Consider the following 16,528-nt stretch of genomic DNA (forward strand, 5'->3'; position numbering starts at 1 on the left):
TCTGTTTTTCATCCGTTTGCTCTGAATCATCATCGGGTAAAAAGCGTTAAAATTTAACGGGGATTAAGCAAATTATTAGCCAAAATAACTTTTTTCTTTCGGGAAATAAGGAACGTCGACTCCGAGACGGGAGAGACGAATGACGACACAGGTTTTTTAGGGGGCAGAACGGTTGACTGTTTTTAATGAGTTCGTCGACGATTGGTACATGGACTATAGCCCGGAAGCCGTGAAGTGGTTTAACCTGCTGGTGCGCAAACATCCGGAAACCTATCACCATAGTATACGGGTTGCTATGCTGGCAGAGAAAATCGCCGAGCCGCTGAAGATCACCGGAGCTGAGAAGGACATGCTGGTCCGCGGGTGCTTTATGCATGATATCGGCAAAACGATGATCCCCCGCGCGATCATTGAGCAGCAGGAGCCGCTGACGGAGATACAGTGGAGGATCATTAAGCTGCATCCGGTCATCGGGGCAGAGCTGGTAGAAGCGGATCCTGCGTTTGGACCGGGCATTGCGGATATCGTCCGCTGGCATCATGAGCGTTGGGACGGGGCGGGGTACCCGGATGGGCTGAAGGGGAAGCAAATCCCCTATAAGGCGAGAATTTGCGCGGTGGTTGACGCCTTCGATTCGATGACATCGGACCGGCATTACCGGGAACGGAAGCTGACTATGGCTGAAGCCAAGCTGGAATTGCACCAACATCGTGAGACCCAATTCGATCCGGAAGTAGTGGATGCGTTAATGGAGCTTTCCGATGAAATGCTGAATATTTACTCCATTATGTAATCAGCGGATATCAGGGGGAATGGACATGGAAAAAAGGTCCTGGAGCCGTCCCGTTACTCCGGAGGAACTGGAGGAAGCCAACCGGATAGGGAGGACTTTGCTCTACCTGCGCGTGACCTTAATTCCCGATTGCACACAGAAGCTGGAGCGATTCCGGCTGATTGACATGAAGTTAAGCGCCTATGAGCAGGTGCTGGACCGGACGCCGAATCTCTCAGATCCGGCGGAACCTTTAGAATCCATCGAATCGGTGACCTGGCTGATCGCCTTTGCAGGGGAAGCCAAGCATCTGCAACGATGGGTCGAACTGATGCTGGATGTGGATCAGGTGGAGGTTACTGAGGTTGCGATGGATTTCTAGCAGCAGGAGGAAGTCTGATTCAGACTCCTCCTGCTGCTGTTTTGCGTTGTTCCGCCGCCATCATGGCCGCAATCTCCCGTTTTAATCGCATAAAATCGGGATCCTCCGTCATTTCTTCGCGCCGCGGCCGGGGAAACGGCACCTGAATGGTATGCAGCACACGGGCTGGCCGGTTTGAAAATAAAACAATCGTGTCCGAGAGCATCAGTGCCTCCTCGATGCTGTGCGTAATCATCAGGACGGAGCGCTTATTCTCTTCCCAAATGTCCAGCAGCCAGCGCTGCATTTCGCTGCGCGTTAAGGCGTCCAGCGCACTAAACGGCTCGTCCAGGCACATCACTTCCTGGGGGGCGAGCAGGCCCCGCAGGAACGAAGCTCGCTGCTGCATGCCGCCGGATAACATATGGGGATAAGCCCGTTCAAACCCGCTTAACCCGGCTTTTTGGAGCCAGTGCTGGATGTCCGCACGGGAGCTCCGGCTTCCGGCCTCGGCGATTTCCTGCGCCAGCACGACGTTCTCCTCGATCGTCCGCCAAGGGAATAACGCCGGCTGCTGCGGCACGTAACTGATATGTCCGCGCTGGCCGGTGACTGGGCGTCCCTGAAGGAGCACTTCGCCTTGATCCGGCGCAGTCAGGCCGCCGATGACGTGAAACAGCGTGCTTTTGCCGCAGCCGGATGGGCCGATGATCGACACGAATTCGCCGGCCGGCACCCGCAGCGAAATGTCTTGAAGGACCGGGACCTCCCGGCGTCGGTCGCGGAACGTTTTATGGATCTGCCGGACCTCCAGCGCGGGGATGGCGTTATCTCTATGCGTTGATGCTTCGCTCATGAACCAAGCCTTCCTTTCCGTAAGCTGCCCTATCTCCGGTCGTTCGCCGGTTTATAGCGGACAAGCCATTTTTCCAACAAAGCGACGCAGGCGAACATCGCGAGGCTGATCGCCACGATGATGGCGATGGCGACAAAGATCTTATCCGTGCGGAACGACGCCTTCTGCAGCATCATATAGTAGCCGATGCCCTTGTCCGCGCCGATCCACTCGGCAATGACCGCCCCCATGACGCTGTACGTTGCGGCGATTTTCACCCCGGACATGATCGAAGGGATCGCGTAGGGCACCTCCAGCTTGCGGAAAATATCCGCCTTGGACGCACCGATCATTCGCATATAATCGAGCATCGCCCGATCCGTGCGGCTCAGTCCGTCCATGGCCGCCACGGTGACAGGGAAGAAGCAGACGAGCGTAATGACGATAATCTTCGGCAGGATGCCAAATCCAAACCAGATCATCAGCAGCGGCGCCAGCGCAATGGTTGGCACGTTTTGACTTAGGATGATCAGCGGATATAGCGACGCCTTCAGAAACGGGACATAATGCAGGACAAACGCCGTCAGCAAGCCTACGAGCGTCCCGATGGCAAAGCCGATAAACATCAGCCGCAGCGTCGCCGCCGTGTGTTCCCCTAAGCTGGCCGCACCGGCAGCCGCTTCACGACCGATATCCACCGGGCTGGGGAGAATCCACTTCTCGATGTGGAACCAGGCGGTAGCGCCCTGCCAGATCAGCAAAAACAAGATGACCGCCACGAGGGGCGGCCAGATGTTGTGCCAAAGGCTGCGGAGATTCATGGCCGATATTTTTCAATCAGCTTATCCATGCTGACGCCTTTGGGATTGTACGAAATTTTAATTTGCGAAATGATGCCCGTACTGCCGAACTCAATGACGGCTTCGTTCATTTTCTTCACGATGGCCAGCAGCTCGTCGAGATCCCCCTCCATGGTCGTCTCCAGGGGGTTCACCTGATATTTGACCCCGGATGCTTGAATCACTTCAATGGCCCGGTCTACATAGGGAATGACGTCTTCGCCGTTGGGTGTCTTCGGAATGATCTGAATGCTTAATAACGCGTTTGGCATGGGTGGGTTCATCCTTTCGAATAGGGATTTGGCATTATTGGGTTAAAGTATAGTAAATTATTCGCTTGGCAAAAACTCGTTGGTAAAAGCGGCATCTACGTCAAGCGGTTTTTCCAGCAGCTTGCGCTCAAACATCCAATCGGAGTAGTTCTGCCATACTTCTTTCTTCTGCTCGCCCCAGCGCGGAGCATCGTCCTTGTATTTCGGGCTCAGCCATTTTTGACTGGCCACCACCAGGTCCTTGTCGAGCTCCGGTACGGCTTTCAACAGGATCTGCGCCGCTTCTTCCGGATGGTCGATCGCATAATTGTAACCTTTAGACACGGCCCGCATAAAAGCCTTTACCAGCTCGGGGTTGTCCTTGATCGTCTTCTCGTTTGTCACGAGTACCGGGGTGTAGTAGTCCAGCTTCTCGGAGAAATCCTTGACATACAGCATGTCGATCGGCTCGCCCCGCAGCTCGGCCTCAATGCCTGTCCAGGCGTAGAAAATCCAGGCAAAATCAATATCCCGCTTCACCGCCGTAAAATAATCGGCATCCCCGATATTAACGAATTTCACCTTGTTGACATCAGCGCCTTGCAGGTCCATAATCGATTGGATCACCGCTTGTTCCACCGGAGAGCCCCAGCCGCCGTAGGCTTTGCCTTCGAAGTCTTTAGGCGATTTAATATTCTTGTCTACGGGGGCAGCGAAGCCGGACGTATTGTGCTGAATGATCGCGGCAATCGAGACGAGCGGGACGCCTTGGATCCGGCTTTGCGTTACGTTCTCCTGCACGCTGACGCCAAACGGCACCTCTCCGGAGGCAACCATCGCCTCAGCACCGCCGGAACCGGGCAAGAGGATGTCCACATTCAGCCCTTCCTCGGCGAAATAGCCTTGATCCTTGGCGACGTAAAGCCCGGTGTGGTTCGTATTCGGGCTCCAGTCGAGCACGACTTTAACATCTTGCAGCTCTGTGTTAGAACCTTGATTTGGTGCGGCGGCTTCGGTATTTTGCCCGCTTGGGTTTCCGGCTTTCGCCTTCCCGGCGCTGTTCCCATTCGCTCCGCCGCAGGCGGACAATATCAGCAGCAAGCAACCGAGAAACATGGCCAGTGCGGTACGTACTTGAACTTTCACGACTTCTACTCTCCTTCGTTGGTGTAGATTTCCGCAGCTTGTTCTTGGTATAACCCTGGATGTGCGTCCTTAAGCGTAACTTCCAACTTCCGGATACAAAAAAACGTCCCGGATCCGGGACGCAATAGGCAATGGAAATGACATGTAAAATAAGTTCATCACCATGGTATGGCTCCCTACGCTGGCATTATCCAGATCAGGTTGAAGGGTCAGTATCTTGGAGGGATACACTCTCAGCCGGCCAATTCCAGCACCCCTGAACAATATGACTGCAGATTACATCTGTCATTATAGTTTTCGCCAACTGGATTTGTCCAGTCTTTCCGGACCAGCTTGCAAAAACCAGGGGATTTGCTTTTTATCTGGCAAAAGGATATAATGAGTTCAAATCATGGTTTTGAAAGAGGATATCATTCACGCATTGAAAAGGGTGTCACTTTATAAAACTGGAACTTTTTTCAATGTGTGAATTTTTTTATACAAGTGGTGCATGTTCAATAAGGGTCAGCCTTTATTGAGCGACTTCTGTTAAAAAAATGAATCATGTTAATCTTGAAACAGGAGGTATTCCCCATGGAAACCGGAACAGTGAAATGGTTTAACGCTGAGAAAGGTTTTGGCTTCATCGAAGTGGAAGGCGGAAATGACGTATTCGTTCATTTCAGCGCAATCACCGGCGAAGGCTTCAAAACCCTCGACGAAGGCCAACGCGTACAATTCAACGTGGTTCAAGGCAACCGCGGCCCGCAAGCCGAGAACGTTGTAAAACTGTAAGTTAGTTAGGAACTGCTCTTAATGCGTGCTCGCATTAAGGGCAGTTTTTCTTCGCGAAGATCATTCATGAGGTTAATTTTTCAGAAGTCCGCTTCTGATGGTACATATAAAGTTGCAACAATTACATCGATTCACCTGGTTGGAACGTTCACCTTGAAGAGGAGGGGAATTTATGAACTACCGTAAAAAGACGTTAGAGGAAATTCCTGAGGAAAATACGCCGGTATGGACCTGCACTAGCGATGACTGCAACGGGTGGATGCGGGACAATTTCACCTTTGAATATAGCCCCGTATGTCCGCTCTGCTCGTCCGAGATGGTCATGGGGATGCGCATGCTCCCTCAACTGAGCAATCCAAGCTCCGATCAAAGATCGTCGTCCAAGAAGGCATAGGCGAAAGCTGCTGCCGGAATCGGAGAGCGCGGTGAGCAACAACAGCCGTATTCGCTTCATGCGAGTACGGCTGTTGTTGTATTCATCCGGGTGATAGATTGGAAAGTGATGCAAAAATAAAATCTCCATAAAAGGATTGCATCTATATAGAAAATTTAATATGTTTGAGGTGCTGCAACGGTTTCGTGAATCATGAGGAGGCGGTATTCCCGGTCATTGCCCGGTATTGCTTGAGCATATACAGCCGCCAGCGAATAATCATGCCGTAAGCGAGCAGGAAGAACAGCGCCGCGGTTTGCATGACGGAGACGTATTGTTCTACGGCCTCATGCAGCAAGAGACGGACGACAAGCAGTCCAATCAGGATAAAGATAAAGCTGCGGGAACGTTCCGCGTAAATTTCGCCGCCGATGTTCTCGAACTTGGTTGTCCGAATCAACGGATAGGAGAACAGGAGCCAACCGAAAGCGAAGGCGATTACGCCCCACAGGAGAGGAATGTGCGTTTCCGGCACAACAAACATGAAGAGGCCGGTTGTCATTCCTAGCGGGGGAATGATGATTTTCTTCACCGTGACAGGCCGACGACTGGCTTTCAGACGGATAAACAGAACAGCGACGGCCATGGCCATCGCACCAACGGTAAAGGCGGCTTGCATATAAGAGGGATTCATTAGGTTCATAGAGGTTCCCTTTCTGTAAGTATATAGTATGTATATATTGAGTATTTAGCGAAATGGAATAAAGTGACTAGCGAATAGCGATTCGCGAGAACATTATAACATACTCGTCTGCACTTGTTTCAAACTTGGTAAGGGAAGGGGAAGAAGGAAGATGAATAGCGAATTAACGGTCGCCGTCCATTGCTTGTTGTATTTAGATTCCAAGGAGGATCGCATGGCCAATAGCGAACAGATCGCCTGCAGCGTCGCGACCCATCCGGCCCGTGTACGTAAGGTGCTCAGCCTGCTTCGCCGCCACGACCTGGTGACGACGAAGGAAGGGGCCCGCGGCGGGTACTTGCTAAAGTGCGAGCTTTCGCAGGTTACTCTCGGCGATTTGTACCGCATCTTCGCTCAAGGATCGCTGCATCCCAACTGGTGTTCCGGCAGCGAGCACTCTTCCTGTAATATCTCCTCGAACATCCCTGCCGTGATGAACCAGATCTACAGCGGGGCAGAGAAACAGGTGGAGATGTTTTTTGATCGGCTTCCGTTGTCTGAAGTGAAGCAGATGCTGGATGAATTTGAGAAAGAGAAGGAAGAGAAATCGGTGAGCAAGGAAGCTGGACCGAATTGGCACTTTTTTGTGGGTTCTTATGCTGATCGCGGGGAGCCAGGAATTTATCTCTGCGAGCTGCAGAGGGATACCGGCGAGATGCGGGTTATCCACGAGACTGCGGGCCTCACCAACCCTTCCTTTGTGACCTTCGATGCGAAGGGTATGCGATTGTATGCGGTAAGTGAACAGACCGAAGGGCAGGTTGCTGGATTTGCGGTTGATCCTAAGGATGGGAAGCTGACGATGTTGCACAGCGAACGGGCAACGCATGGGGCCGACCCGTGCCATCTGGCTTTGAAATGTGGGCGGGATCCGTTTTTGCTGGTCGCCAACTATTCCAGCGGGCATGTGAATGCCTTTGCACTGGAAGCGGATGGGTCGTTAGGGGAAATGACGGCCCTGATCCGCCATGAGGGAAGTAGTGTAAACCAGGAGCGCCAGGAATCGGCTCATGCTCACAGCATTGTGCCTAGCCATGATGGACGGTTCGCCTTCGTCTCCGACCTGGGAACCGACCAGATAGTGATCTATCGGTTGGAGTGCGGACGGCTAGTAAAGCACGGGGTAACCCATTTGCCGCCGGGGACAGGTCCACGGCATTTCGTGCTCCATCCGTCGGAACGGTTTGCTTACGGCATGAACGAGTTGAACAATACGATGACGGCATATACTTTCGATCCGGTGGAGGGGCGGCTTGAGGCGATCCAGCACGTCAGCTCCCTGCCGGATGATTTCCGCGGGGAAAACTATCCGGCCGATATTCACTTCTCGCCGGACGGACGTTACGTATACGGCTCCAACCGCGGACATGACAGCATTGTCCGTTTCCGCATCGATCGGCACACCGGTCGCCTCGAGGACCCGGAATGGACGAGTGTGGGGGGCAGCTGGCCGCGGAACTTCGCCGTCCTGGACGACTATGTGCTGGTGGCGAATCAGTACAGCGGCAATATCGCCGCCTTGCGGCGTGATCCCGAGAGCGGCAGTCTGACGCCTGCGGAGCATAGCTTGAGTATCAGCAAACCCTCCTGCATTGAACCGCTGCCGGCAGACTTTGCCGTGGGTAAGCAGCCGGCAGGTTCCATGTGAATCAGAAGCTTCATCTCATATCCAAGCGGACGAAGGATCCGATCCAGACACCCGAAGGCCTGCATTTTGCCGGTCTTCGGGTGTTTTGCATTGTCTGGAAGGGAGGTCCGCAACCCATGCCGCAGCCTGTACCGGCTATAAGGGAGGCTTATAAAAAAATTGATTTTTTTGCATAAAAAGGTTTGACATTTCTGGGCTGCCGCATATAAAATAACACCATAGCATACTAAACAGGTAGGAATAATTAAAAATGTTCTCACCGTACGGACGGAGGAACGCTCTACTTGCCTTGGCAGACACGGGTAGTGGCTCGGTTTGACCGTAGGGGGTGGGGCGTTTCTCCGTTTTCCGTTGTCAAGTGGTTGATACGGTGGATGCCTGCCCTGCCCTAGTAAAGCGAGAAAAGAGTATGGGGAGTGATACGATGAACAGAAGGTTGAAGCAAGGGGTTCTGATGAGTCTGGCATTGATATTGGTTGGGGTCCTGGCGGCTTGCTCGTCCAACACGAGCGGCGGCAACGATGCGGCCAGCGCGGCAGCCGGGAATTCCGGCGGCGGGGAGAAGCCCAAAGCGGTGGAATTGCTGAACGTATCCTACGACCCGACCCGGGAATTATACGAAAATTATAACAAAGCTTTTGCGGCATATTGGGAGAAAGAAAAAGGACAGAAGGTCACCATTAAACAGTCGCATGGCGGATCGGGCAAGCAAAGCCGGGCTGTCATTGACGGGTTGAAAGCCGATGTGGTTACCCTGGCGCTGGGATACGACATTGACGCCATTGCGGAAACCGGGCTGATCAATGAAGGCTGGCAGCAAAAGTTCGAGCATAACAGCTCGCCCTATACCTCCACGATCGTATTTCTGGTTCGTAAAGGCAATCCCAAAGACATCAAGGATTGGAACGATCTGATCAAGGATGGCGTTGAGGTGATCACGCCAAACCCGCAAACCTCTGGCGGGGCGCGGTGGAATTACCTGGCGGCATGGGGATATGCCCTGCATCAAAACAATAACGATGAAACTAAAGCACGGGAGTTCGTGCAAGAGCTGTTCAAGCATGTTCCGGTTCTCGACAGCGGGGCGCGCGGCGCTACTACGACGTTCGTAGAACGTGGACTCGGCGACGTGCTGCTGGCTTGGGAGAACGAGGCCTGGTTGTCCGTGCAGGAGCTGGGGCCGGATAAATTCGATATCGTCTATCCGTCGGAGAGCATACTGGCTGAACCGCCGGTTGCCGTGGTCGACAAAAACGTAGATGCAGGCGGCACCCGCGAAGTCGCCGAGGCTTATTTGAAATACCTGTATTCGGAAGAAGGACAGAAGATCGCTGCGGAGAATTACTATCGCCCAACGCTCGACAGCGTCAAGGCGGAGTATGCCGACAAATTCCCGGAGATCAAGCTGTTTACGATTGAGGAATTTGGCGGCTGGGCAGAAGCCCAAACGAAGCATTTCAATGACGGCGGCATCTTTAACCAAATTTACGTACCGCAATAATACGAACCGACCGTAACGAATCGGAGGCGAAGAATATGCACAGTAGCACCGCAAAGCGCGGCGTTCTGCCCGGCTTCGGGCTGACGATGGGATTTAGCGTGCTGTACCTCAGCTTGATCGTGCTGATCCCGCTTTCCGCCTTGCTGCTGAATTCTACAGGACTAACCTGGGAGAAATTTTGGGATATCGCAACAGACCCGCGCGTGCTTGCTTCATACAGAGTGAGCTTTGTGACCGCGGCGGTGGCCGGATTGATCGATGCGGTGCTTGGGCTGCTGCTGGCCTGGGTGCTGGTCCGGTACGATTTTCCCGGCAAAAACATTTTTGATGCCATGATCGACCTTCCTTTTGCCCTTCCGACGGCGGTGGCCGGGGTTTCCCTCACCGCGATCTATTCGGCCAATGGCTGGATCGGTTCCTTGTTCGAACCGCTGGGGATTCGCATCGCGTTTACGCCGGCGGGCATCACGCTTGCGCTGATGTTTATCGGCATCCCGTTTGTTGTGCGCACCGTACAGCCAGTGCTGCAGGACCTGGATGCCGAAGTGGAGGAGGCGGCGGCCACGCTTGGCGCTAGCCGCTTCCGCACCTTCCGCCAAGTGGTGCTGCCGGAGCTGCTGCCCCCGATGTTAACGGGGTTTGCGCTCGCGTTTGCCCGCGGCATCGGCGAATACGGCTCCGTTGTCTTCATCTCCGGCAACATGCCGATGAAGACGGAGATCGCCCCGTTGCTCATCATGTCGAGGCTGGAGCAATTCGACTACGCCGGGGCGACGGCGGTTGCACTGATGCTGCTGCTGATCTCGTTTGTGCTGCTGCTGCTCATCAACACGCTGCAGCGCCGGATTCGCAAGACCGCGCGGTAGGAGATTGAGAGCGCGGACTCACGATAACGAGTGTTGCCGATGGGGAGAGCTGACGATCACGAGATGCTATCTGCCCGGTGAGCATAGGCAAGCTCGGGAACGCCAATCGATAGGGAGGGAAGAGGATGGCCGGTTCTGTGCCATTAGCAGCAAGCAAGCCAACGGCTCCGCGGAAGCAGGCGGGGCAGGGTTCTGGCGTAATCAAGTGGGTGCTGATCACGGCGGCCGCACTGGTCCTGCTGTGGCTCATCGTGTTGCCGCTTGCCGTCGTCCTGACGGAGGCGCTCAAGAAAGGCTGGGACGTCTACGTAGCAGCCATCCGTGACCCGGATGCATTATCCGCACTGCGGCTGACGCTGCTCGTCGCTTTGATTACCGTCCCGCTGAATACCATCTTTGGAGTGGCTGCCGCCTGGGCCGTCACCAAATTTAAATTTCGCGGCAAGCAGGTGCTGGTCACGTTAATCGACTTGCCGTTTGCCGTATCGCCGGTGATCGGCGGTCTGATCTACGTGCTGGTCTATGGCTCGCACGGGTGGTTCGGACCGTGGCTGGAGGAGCATCATATCTCGATTATTTTTGCTCTGCCAGGCATCATCTTGGCGACGTTGTTCGTGACCTTCCCGTTTGTAGCCCGTGAGCTCATTCCGCTGATGGAGGACCAGGGGCAGCAGGAGGAGGAAGCTGCAATCACGCTGGGAGCGCGGGGCTTCCGGATCTTCTGGAAGGTCACGCTCCCGAACATCAAATGGGGTTTATTGTACGGAATTGTTCTTTGTAATGCGCGAGCGATGGGAGAATTCGGCGCTGTCTCCGTCGTCTCGGGCCACATCCGGGGAGAAACCAACACATTGCCGCTGCACGTGGAGATTTTGTATAACGAATACCAATTTTCCGCGTCCTTTGCGGTAGCCTCTCTCTTGCTTCTGCTGGCGCTTGTGACCCTGCTGCTCAAAGGCTGGTTCACTCGCCAAAGCCGTCATTAGGGAGGGTTGAGACCAGGGACAAGGGGTGCGCCAGTTGCGCAGGCTGGCCTTGGGAAGAGATGGAGCGGGGAAGCACGGGGAGAGCCTTCTGGGTGAAGCCGGGGATAGCTTCCGGGGAGGCGGTTCCGCGAAGGGTGAAGGCTGGATTCTGTGCAAGCGCACGCCAGATCCTGTGGGGCTCAGCATCTAACGGAACGTAAAGCCCTTATTGGCCTATTTCCCGGACATTTCCCGCTGTAACGGAACCAAGAGACCTTATTGGGCAGAAAAAGTAGAGAAAGAACAGAGATCGTCCGAAATAAGGTCTCCTCGTTCCGTTAGAATTGGAAACACCCGCGAAAAGCACAATTAGCGGCGCTAGGTTCCGTTAGAAGTGTGTGACGAACGTGGAAACATGCAGTCGTTTGAGCATGAGCTTGGCGTAGGGATGTTGCAAGTGGTCGGAAGGCTCGGCTGAATTCAAGATTGGGCGCTGACTGGGCTGTTTAGCGAAAGTGCCTGGGATCCAGCGAGAACTATTGATTTACCTATATACCTAAATCAGGGGAGGGGTAGGGGGATGGCGAAACCATTGCAAGTTGATGAAATTTGGCTGGAACGGATTGCTGAGCTGCTGGGCGGCATGGAATTCGGTTCATTGAACATCGTTGTCCATGAAGGCCAAATCGTGCAAATGGAACGTACGGAGCGCAGACGTTACGAGTTGAACCCGGGCAATGCCTCCAGGGCTACCGGAGCTTCCCGTCATACGGCCAAACCTTTGCGTGAATCTAGACAGCGTTAAGCGGCTGCCAGGCTCCACAAGAACCAGAACCAGAACGAGCACAAAGACTGAATCCAAAATGGAGAACGAGGAGCAACACGAAAACAACAAGCCGAATAACATCGAAAACATCATCCAAGGCAAAAAACAACCCCGATTCCGGGCAGTCAGGCAGAAGGCCTGTCCGCCTCAAGGAATCGGGGTTGTTTGCGTTTCAGATTTTTTTCTTATTGCGTCGTTTCGCCTTCGTCGCCCTTATGGCTTAGCGCTTGCACGGCTTCGGAGGAGACGGCGTCTGAAGCCTTGGGTGTCATCGGCAGCGGATCATGGCCAACGTACGGACGCGCCCTCCGCGGTTTGCGGCTGTTGAGGCGGAAACCGCCGAGAAACAGCAGCAGCTGTGCCCCGAGTAGATATGGGGCAAGCCAAGAACCGGCCCAATGTCCTACGGCCAGCACGGCGATCAAGGCCGCTAGCAGCCGGGCCGGTACCGCGTTAACGTGCCGGTTCCGCCCGCCCATCACGGCCAAGGAAAGCATGAGCAGCGCAAACCAGGTCGAGGCCAGTTGCATCCAGTCGAGCGCCAATTCCCGCGCGCTTTCGCTTCCCGCACCGCTGGAGAGGCTTGTGTCCAGCAGGTGCCACAACCAGAGCAGTGAGATAAAGAAGGCGGCGGCGAGCACTCCCGGCAAAACGGGCCGAAAAATGCGCCATAGCCAGCTTCCCCAGCCAGGACCTTCCATTTGGCGGAGCAGCTTGTCCCGTTCGGCGATCAGCGTCTCGCTTTCCCGCTCGATGGTTCTCAGCAGCAGAGGCAGGCGAGAGGCGTCATCATCCTCGGTAAACGCGGAGATTTGCGCGAGCACATTTTCGCTGACATAAGGCGCGGCCCGGCAAGCCAGCAGCTTGTCCCGCAGGGCGCTGGGGTCCGGGAGCGTTGACGAAGATGATTCCGTTGCAGACATCAACGACCCCGCAGCTGCCGCATAGCGTTCCAAGGTCGAGTTAATGTAATCCAGCCGGATTCGCTCGTCCCGAATGAGTTTGTTGCGCGATGCGACATAAAGTGCAAGGAACGCAGACAATGCCAGAAAGGCAGCCAGCGCGGCATGATCAGGGCTCTGTAGCCAAGAAACCCATTCCGAAAGTGACACGGCGATCACCCTTTCCATATTCCTCCTTTCACTATTGCACAGGTGCCGTTCGGATTCAAGCTTGAGTCAGGAGTTTTGTAAATATGATATACTTGAAATTGGTGAAAACTTACACAAAAAAACGGCAGGCGGAGGGAACGGCATGAATGAACAACAATCGGGGGCCGATGTGAAGATCAGATACGAAGCGCCCGAAGTTACGGATTACCTGAGGCTTCGTGAACTAGCGGGAATGAGTCCGCGCAGCGCAGAAGGAGCAGAGATTGGCCTAAGCAACTCCATCTTCGCCGTCTCGTTGTACGATGATGCGGGATTAGCGGGGATGGGAAGAGTCGTGGGAGATGGAGGCTGCTTTTTGCAGGTGGTGGACATCGCTGTGCGCCCGGATCTTCAGGGAAAGGGCTTAGGCACATTGATCATGAGCGAAATTATGGGGTTCCTGGAGCAACATGCGCCGCCTTTAACTTATGTCAGCCTGATCGCGGATGTGCCGGCAGACAAGTTGTACCGGCGTTTCGGCTTCGAATATACCGCTCCTGGCGGACTGGGGATGTATTGGAGACAACGATAGCGTGAGCAAGGGGAAGGCTTGCAGCAAGTGAAGCCCTCCGGTGAGTAAAGGGCAAAGGAGATGCCATCGGATTGACTACGACAGTAATTGAAATTTTTATGATCGCGATTCTGGCGGGGATCGTGGGCTCGATTCTCGGATTGGGCGGCGGAATTATCGTGACCCCTGCGCTGACGCTGCTGTTTGGCGTGGACATCAACCATGCCATCGGGGCGAGCATCATTTCCGTCATCGCCACTTCAAGCGGATCGGCGGTGGCGTACATTCGCGACCGGATCACCAATTTGCGGGTCGGCATGTTTCTGGAGATCGCCACGACGGTCGGGGCGATTACCGGAGCATTTATCGGGGCGTTGATTGCCCCGCGGTTTTTGTATATTATTTTTGCCTTACTGCTGCTCTACTCGGCCTATGCCATGATCAAAAAAAGCAAACAAGAGGTTCCGGAAAACGTTCCGCTGCATCCGGTGGCCGAAAAGCTGGGGCTGCAAGGGGAGTATTACGACAAGGCGCTGGGCAAGACCGTCGCCTATAACGTAGACCGTGTGTACGAAGGCTTTGGAGTCATGTACGGTGCGGGCGTCATTTCCGGGCTATTGGGCATTGGCAGCGGGAGTTTTAAGGTGATGGCGATGGACGTGTTTATGAAAATGCCGCTGAAAGTGTCGAGTGCCACCAGCAATTTTATGATGGGCGTTACGGCGGCGGCCAGTGCGGGGATCTATTTGCTCCGCGGGGACATAATTCCGGTGATTTCGGCTCCCGTTGCCCTGGGCGTTTTGATCGGAGCCACCGTCGGTTCACGCCTGATGCAGCGCATGAAGAGTAAAACGATCCGCAAGCTGTTTATCCCGGTCATGGTGTACGTGGCGTTTCAAATGATCTATCAAGGATGGAGGGGCTGACATGGGCGACCGTAACGAGACAACGCAAAACCGCACCTTTGAGATTGAGACGGCCATCAGCAAAATGCTCCGGGTTGGCGTGATCCTCGCTGCCGCTGTGATCGTAATTGGGCTCATCCAGTTTTTGGTCACGGGCGACAGCGGATACCCGGGGGATACGTACCCTACCAGCTTTGGCGCGATCATGTCCGGCTTGCTGGCCTTGAAGTCGGTTGCGGTCATCCAGACCGGTTTGCTGCTGCTCATTTTGACGCCGGTATTTCGGGTGTTCGTCTCGCTCTTTTTGTTCTGGGCGGAGAAGGACTACCGGTACGTAGTTATTACTGCCATTGTGTTTATCATCTTGATCCTGAGCTTCGCTTTGGGGAAGGCGGGCTAAGGGAATCAGCGGGAATCTGGGGCTTTCTGACCGCGCGGCGGGGGAAGCCCTTTTGTTTTTGGACTTGCGGGGGCAGGATGATTATAATGTAAGCAGCAAAACTTGGGAATCGCATCCAACAGCGAAGAAAGGGCGTACCGATAGATGAAGATCGTATTATTTGGCGCAACGGGCATGATTGGAAAAAGAATCGCGGTGGAGGCGCTGCAACGCGGGCATGAAGTGACGGCAGTGGTCAGAGATCCGGCGCGGGCGGCCGAAACGGGGGTGACTGATCTCGTTCCGACGGATTCCAAAAGGGCCGGGCATTTGATACGGAAGGAAGGGGATATTTTGGTCCCCGATTCCATCGCCCGGCTGGTTCAAGGACAAGACCTTGTGATCAGCGCGTATGGGCCGCGCTTGGGGGAGGAGGACGAGCTCCTGGAAGCCACGCGTTCGCTGATTGAAGGCGTAAAGCGCGGCGGTGTCCGCCGTCTGATCGCTGTGGGCGGAGCAGGCGGCTTGGAAGTTGCTCCAGGTGTGCGGCTCATGGACACGCCCGAGTTTCCGGAGGAGGTGCGGCCGTTGGCCCGGGCCCATGAAGAAGCGCTGAACCTCTACCGGGCGTCGGACCTGGAGTGGACGGTGTTAAGTCCGCCGGCGCTCATCGAGCCCGGGAAGCGCACAGGGATGTTCCGCTTAGGGTTAGACCGTCTGGTCGTCGACGAACGGGATCACAGCCGGATTACGGCGGAGGATTACGCAGCAGCCCTCCTGGACGAAGCGGAGGACCCGTATTATATCGGCACCCGTTTTACCGTAGGGTACTAGGTTAGATGGGGGAGGAGAACCAGTGAAATTCGTGACATCCGAGCAAATGCGTGCCGTCGACCGCTATGCGATTGAGCAGATCGGCATTCCGGCGGTCGCGTTAATGGAGAACGCCGGGCGGGCGATTGCCGAGGAGGTGCTGCTTTTTTGCCGGCAACGGCGGGAAGGGCGGCTGCCGGAGCGCCCCGAGGAGACGATCCGCGAGCGTCCAGCTGGTGCGGACAGCTTGGACCGGGATCTGGGCAGCCCGCCAGCGTGGCCGGAAGAGCATTGGCTGATTCTCATCGGCAAGGGAAATAACGGTGGCGACGGCCTGGTGTGCGCCCGCCATTTGGTGGATGCGGGCGTTCGGGTGAGCCTGCTGTACGCCGAGGAGCCGGAGCGACTCGGCGGCGAAGCTGCGCTGCAGCATGCGATCGCTGCAGCGCTGGGGCTGCCGGGCGAGGTGTACACGCCCGGCGCGGTGGCGGCGGCCCGATCCCGCGGGGTGACGGGGATCGTGGACGCCTTGCTGGGCACCGGGGCGAAAGGAGCGCCCCGGGGGGCCTACGCCTCCCTGATTCGGGAGGCGAATGAGAGCCGGCTGCCGATCGTGGCAGCCGACATCCCCAGCGGGCTGGATGCCGATACCGGCGCGGTACACGACCCGTGCATAGAGGCCCGGATCACCGTCTGTCTCGCCTTCTTGAAGGCGGGGCTGACGCAGTATCCGGGCGCGAAGGCGGCGGGGGACGTGATCGTCCGCTATATCGGCATTCCCCGCGCGCTTCCGCCGGGGATGGCGGAAGCCGGGGTGCTGCTCACCGAGGAGTCGCTGCGCGGCGAGCTCGGGGTGGACCCGGGGCGGCG

The 16,528-nt window shown here is 55.4% G+C and carries 20 protein-coding genes and 1 riboswitch; of the genes, 14 read left to right on the forward strand and 6 right to left on the reverse strand.

Going from position 1 to position 16,528, the window contains the following annotated elements:
• Positions 1–172 precede the first annotated feature (172 nt).
• Together POTG_RS06310 and POTG_RS06315 are read left to right on the forward strand one after the other, a co-directional pair.
• On the forward strand, positions 173–793 hold the full coding sequence (locus POTG_RS06310; RefSeq protein ID WP_009223987.1) for an HD-GYP domain-containing protein: 621 nt from the start codon (positions 173–175) through the stop codon (positions 791–793).
• Between the two features lie 25 nt (positions 794–818).
• Positions 819–1,154, forward strand: coding sequence for a hypothetical protein (locus POTG_RS06315; protein ID WP_036644447.1), 336 nt, complete (start codon positions 819–821; stop codon positions 1,152–1,154).
• A gap of 19 nt (positions 1,155–1,173) precedes the next feature.
• On the opposite strand, the gene POTG_RS06320 is transcribed toward POTG_RS06315, so the two are convergent.
• Genes POTG_RS06320 through POTG_RS06335 form a run of 4 tightly spaced genes read right to left on the reverse strand, consistent with a single transcriptional unit; the run spans position 1,174 to position 4,174 of the window.
• Entirely contained in the window at positions 1,174–1,989 is an 816-nt protein-coding gene (locus tag POTG_RS06320) for an ABC transporter ATP-binding protein (RefSeq protein WP_009223989.1), read from the reverse strand.
• 29 nt (positions 1,990–2,018) lie between these two features.
• Entirely contained in the window at positions 2,019–2,789 is a 771-nt protein-coding gene (locus POTG_RS06325; protein WP_009223990.1) for an ABC transporter permease, read from the reverse strand.
• Positions 2,786–3,079, reverse strand: coding sequence for an MTH1187 family thiamine-binding protein (locus POTG_RS06330; RefSeq protein ID WP_009223991.1), 294 nt, complete (start codon positions 3,077–3,079; stop codon positions 2,786–2,788). The genes POTG_RS06325 and POTG_RS06330 overlap by 4 nt, the downstream gene beginning before the upstream one ends.
• Positions 3,080–3,136: 57 nt before the next feature.
• Positions 3,137–4,174: an ABC transporter substrate-binding protein gene (locus POTG_RS06335; RefSeq protein ID WP_036644569.1), complete on the reverse strand. Its 1,038-nt coding sequence runs from the start codon at positions 4,172–4,174 to the stop codon at positions 3,137–3,139.
• Positions 4,175–4,359: 185 nt separating this feature from the next.
• Positions 4,360–4,472, reverse strand: a riboswitch (TPP riboswitch).
• Between the two features lie 305 nt (positions 4,473–4,777).
• Here POTG_RS06335 and POTG_RS06340 point away from each other — a divergent pair.
• Positions 4,778–4,978, forward strand: coding sequence for a cold-shock protein (locus tag POTG_RS06340; protein WP_009223993.1), 201 nt, complete (start codon positions 4,778–4,780; stop codon positions 4,976–4,978).
• Positions 4,979–5,150: 172 nt separating this feature from the next.
• The gene (locus POTG_RS06345; protein WP_009223994.1) at positions 5,151–5,372 is read left to right on the forward strand and encodes a cold-shock protein; all 222 of its coding nucleotides are present in this window, start codon (positions 5,151–5,153) and stop codon (positions 5,370–5,372) included.
• A gap of 190 nt (positions 5,373–5,562) precedes the next feature.
• On the opposite strand, the gene POTG_RS06350 is transcribed toward POTG_RS06345, so the two are convergent.
• The gene (locus tag POTG_RS06350; RefSeq protein WP_009223995.1) at positions 5,563–6,054 is read right to left on the reverse strand and encodes a CcdC family protein; all 492 of its coding nucleotides are present in this window, start codon (positions 6,052–6,054) and stop codon (positions 5,563–5,565) included.
• A 151-nt stretch (positions 6,055–6,205) separates the two neighbouring features.
• Here POTG_RS06350 and POTG_RS06355 point away from each other — a divergent pair, with 151 nt between their 5' ends.
• The 5 genes from POTG_RS06355 to POTG_RS06375 all read left to right on the forward strand — a co-directional run bounded on the left by POTG_RS06355 (position 6,206) and on the right by POTG_RS06375 (position 11,878).
• Entirely contained in the window at positions 6,206–7,741 is a 1,536-nt protein-coding gene (locus POTG_RS06355) for a beta-propeller fold lactonase family protein (RefSeq protein WP_083791423.1), read from the forward strand.
• Positions 7,742–8,165: 424 nt separating this feature from the next.
• Positions 8,166–9,242, forward strand: coding sequence for a sulfate ABC transporter substrate-binding protein (locus POTG_RS06360; protein ID WP_009223998.1), 1,077 nt, complete (start codon positions 8,166–8,168; stop codon positions 9,240–9,242).
• Between the two features lie 35 nt (positions 9,243–9,277).
• Complete coding sequence (gene cysT, locus POTG_RS06365; protein WP_009223999.1) at positions 9,278–10,108, forward strand: sulfate ABC transporter permease subunit CysT; 831 nt, start codon at positions 9,278–9,280, stop codon at positions 10,106–10,108.
• 125 nt (positions 10,109–10,233) lie between these two features.
• Entirely contained in the window at positions 10,234–11,094 is an 861-nt protein-coding gene (cysW, locus tag POTG_RS06370; protein ID WP_009224000.1) for a sulfate ABC transporter permease subunit CysW, read from the forward strand.
• Positions 11,095–11,653: 559 nt separating this feature from the next.
• Positions 11,654–11,878 carry a YezD family protein gene (locus POTG_RS06375; protein ID WP_009224001.1) on the forward strand — a complete coding sequence of 75 codons (225 nt, stop codon included), beginning with the start codon at positions 11,654–11,656 and terminating at the stop codon, positions 11,876–11,878.
• Between the two features lie 206 nt (positions 11,879–12,084).
• On the opposite strand, the gene POTG_RS06380 is transcribed toward POTG_RS06375, so the two are convergent.
• Positions 12,085–13,020 carry a hypothetical protein gene (locus POTG_RS06380; protein WP_198136169.1) on the reverse strand — a complete coding sequence of 312 codons (936 nt, stop codon included), beginning with the start codon at positions 13,018–13,020 and terminating at the stop codon, positions 12,085–12,087.
• A 133-nt stretch (positions 13,021–13,153) separates the two neighbouring features.
• On the opposite strand from POTG_RS06380, the gene POTG_RS06385 reads away from it, so the two are divergent.
• The 5 genes from POTG_RS06385 to POTG_RS06405 all read left to right on the forward strand — a co-directional run.
• Entirely contained in the window at positions 13,154–13,582 is a 429-nt protein-coding gene (locus POTG_RS06385) for a GNAT family N-acetyltransferase (protein WP_009224003.1), read from the forward strand.
• Between the two features lie 98 nt (positions 13,583–13,680).
• Entirely contained in the window at positions 13,681–14,487 is an 807-nt protein-coding gene (locus tag POTG_RS06390; RefSeq protein ID WP_083791430.1) for a sulfite exporter TauE/SafE family protein, read from the forward strand.
• Between the two features lies 1 nt (position 14,488).
• Positions 14,489–14,866, forward strand: a complete 378-nt coding sequence (locus POTG_RS06395) for a DUF1634 domain-containing protein (RefSeq protein ID WP_009224005.1) — start codon at positions 14,489–14,491, stop codon at positions 14,864–14,866.
• Between the two features lie 144 nt (positions 14,867–15,010).
• Positions 15,011–15,679 (forward strand): NAD(P)-dependent oxidoreductase, encoded by a 669-nt coding sequence (locus tag POTG_RS06400; RefSeq protein ID WP_009224006.1) that lies wholly within the window; start codon positions 15,011–15,013, stop codon positions 15,677–15,679.
• 22 nt (positions 15,680–15,701) lie between these two features.
• Positions 15,702–16,528: NAD(P)H-hydrate epimerase (locus POTG_RS06405; protein WP_009224007.1), on the forward strand; the 827-nt coding region annotated here is incomplete at its 3' end.

The sequence above is a fragment of the Paenibacillus sp. oral taxon 786 str. D14 genome (genome assembly GCF_000159955.1).
Taxonomy (GTDB): domain Bacteria; phylum Bacillota; class Bacilli; order Paenibacillales; family Paenibacillaceae; genus Fontibacillus; species Fontibacillus phoenicis.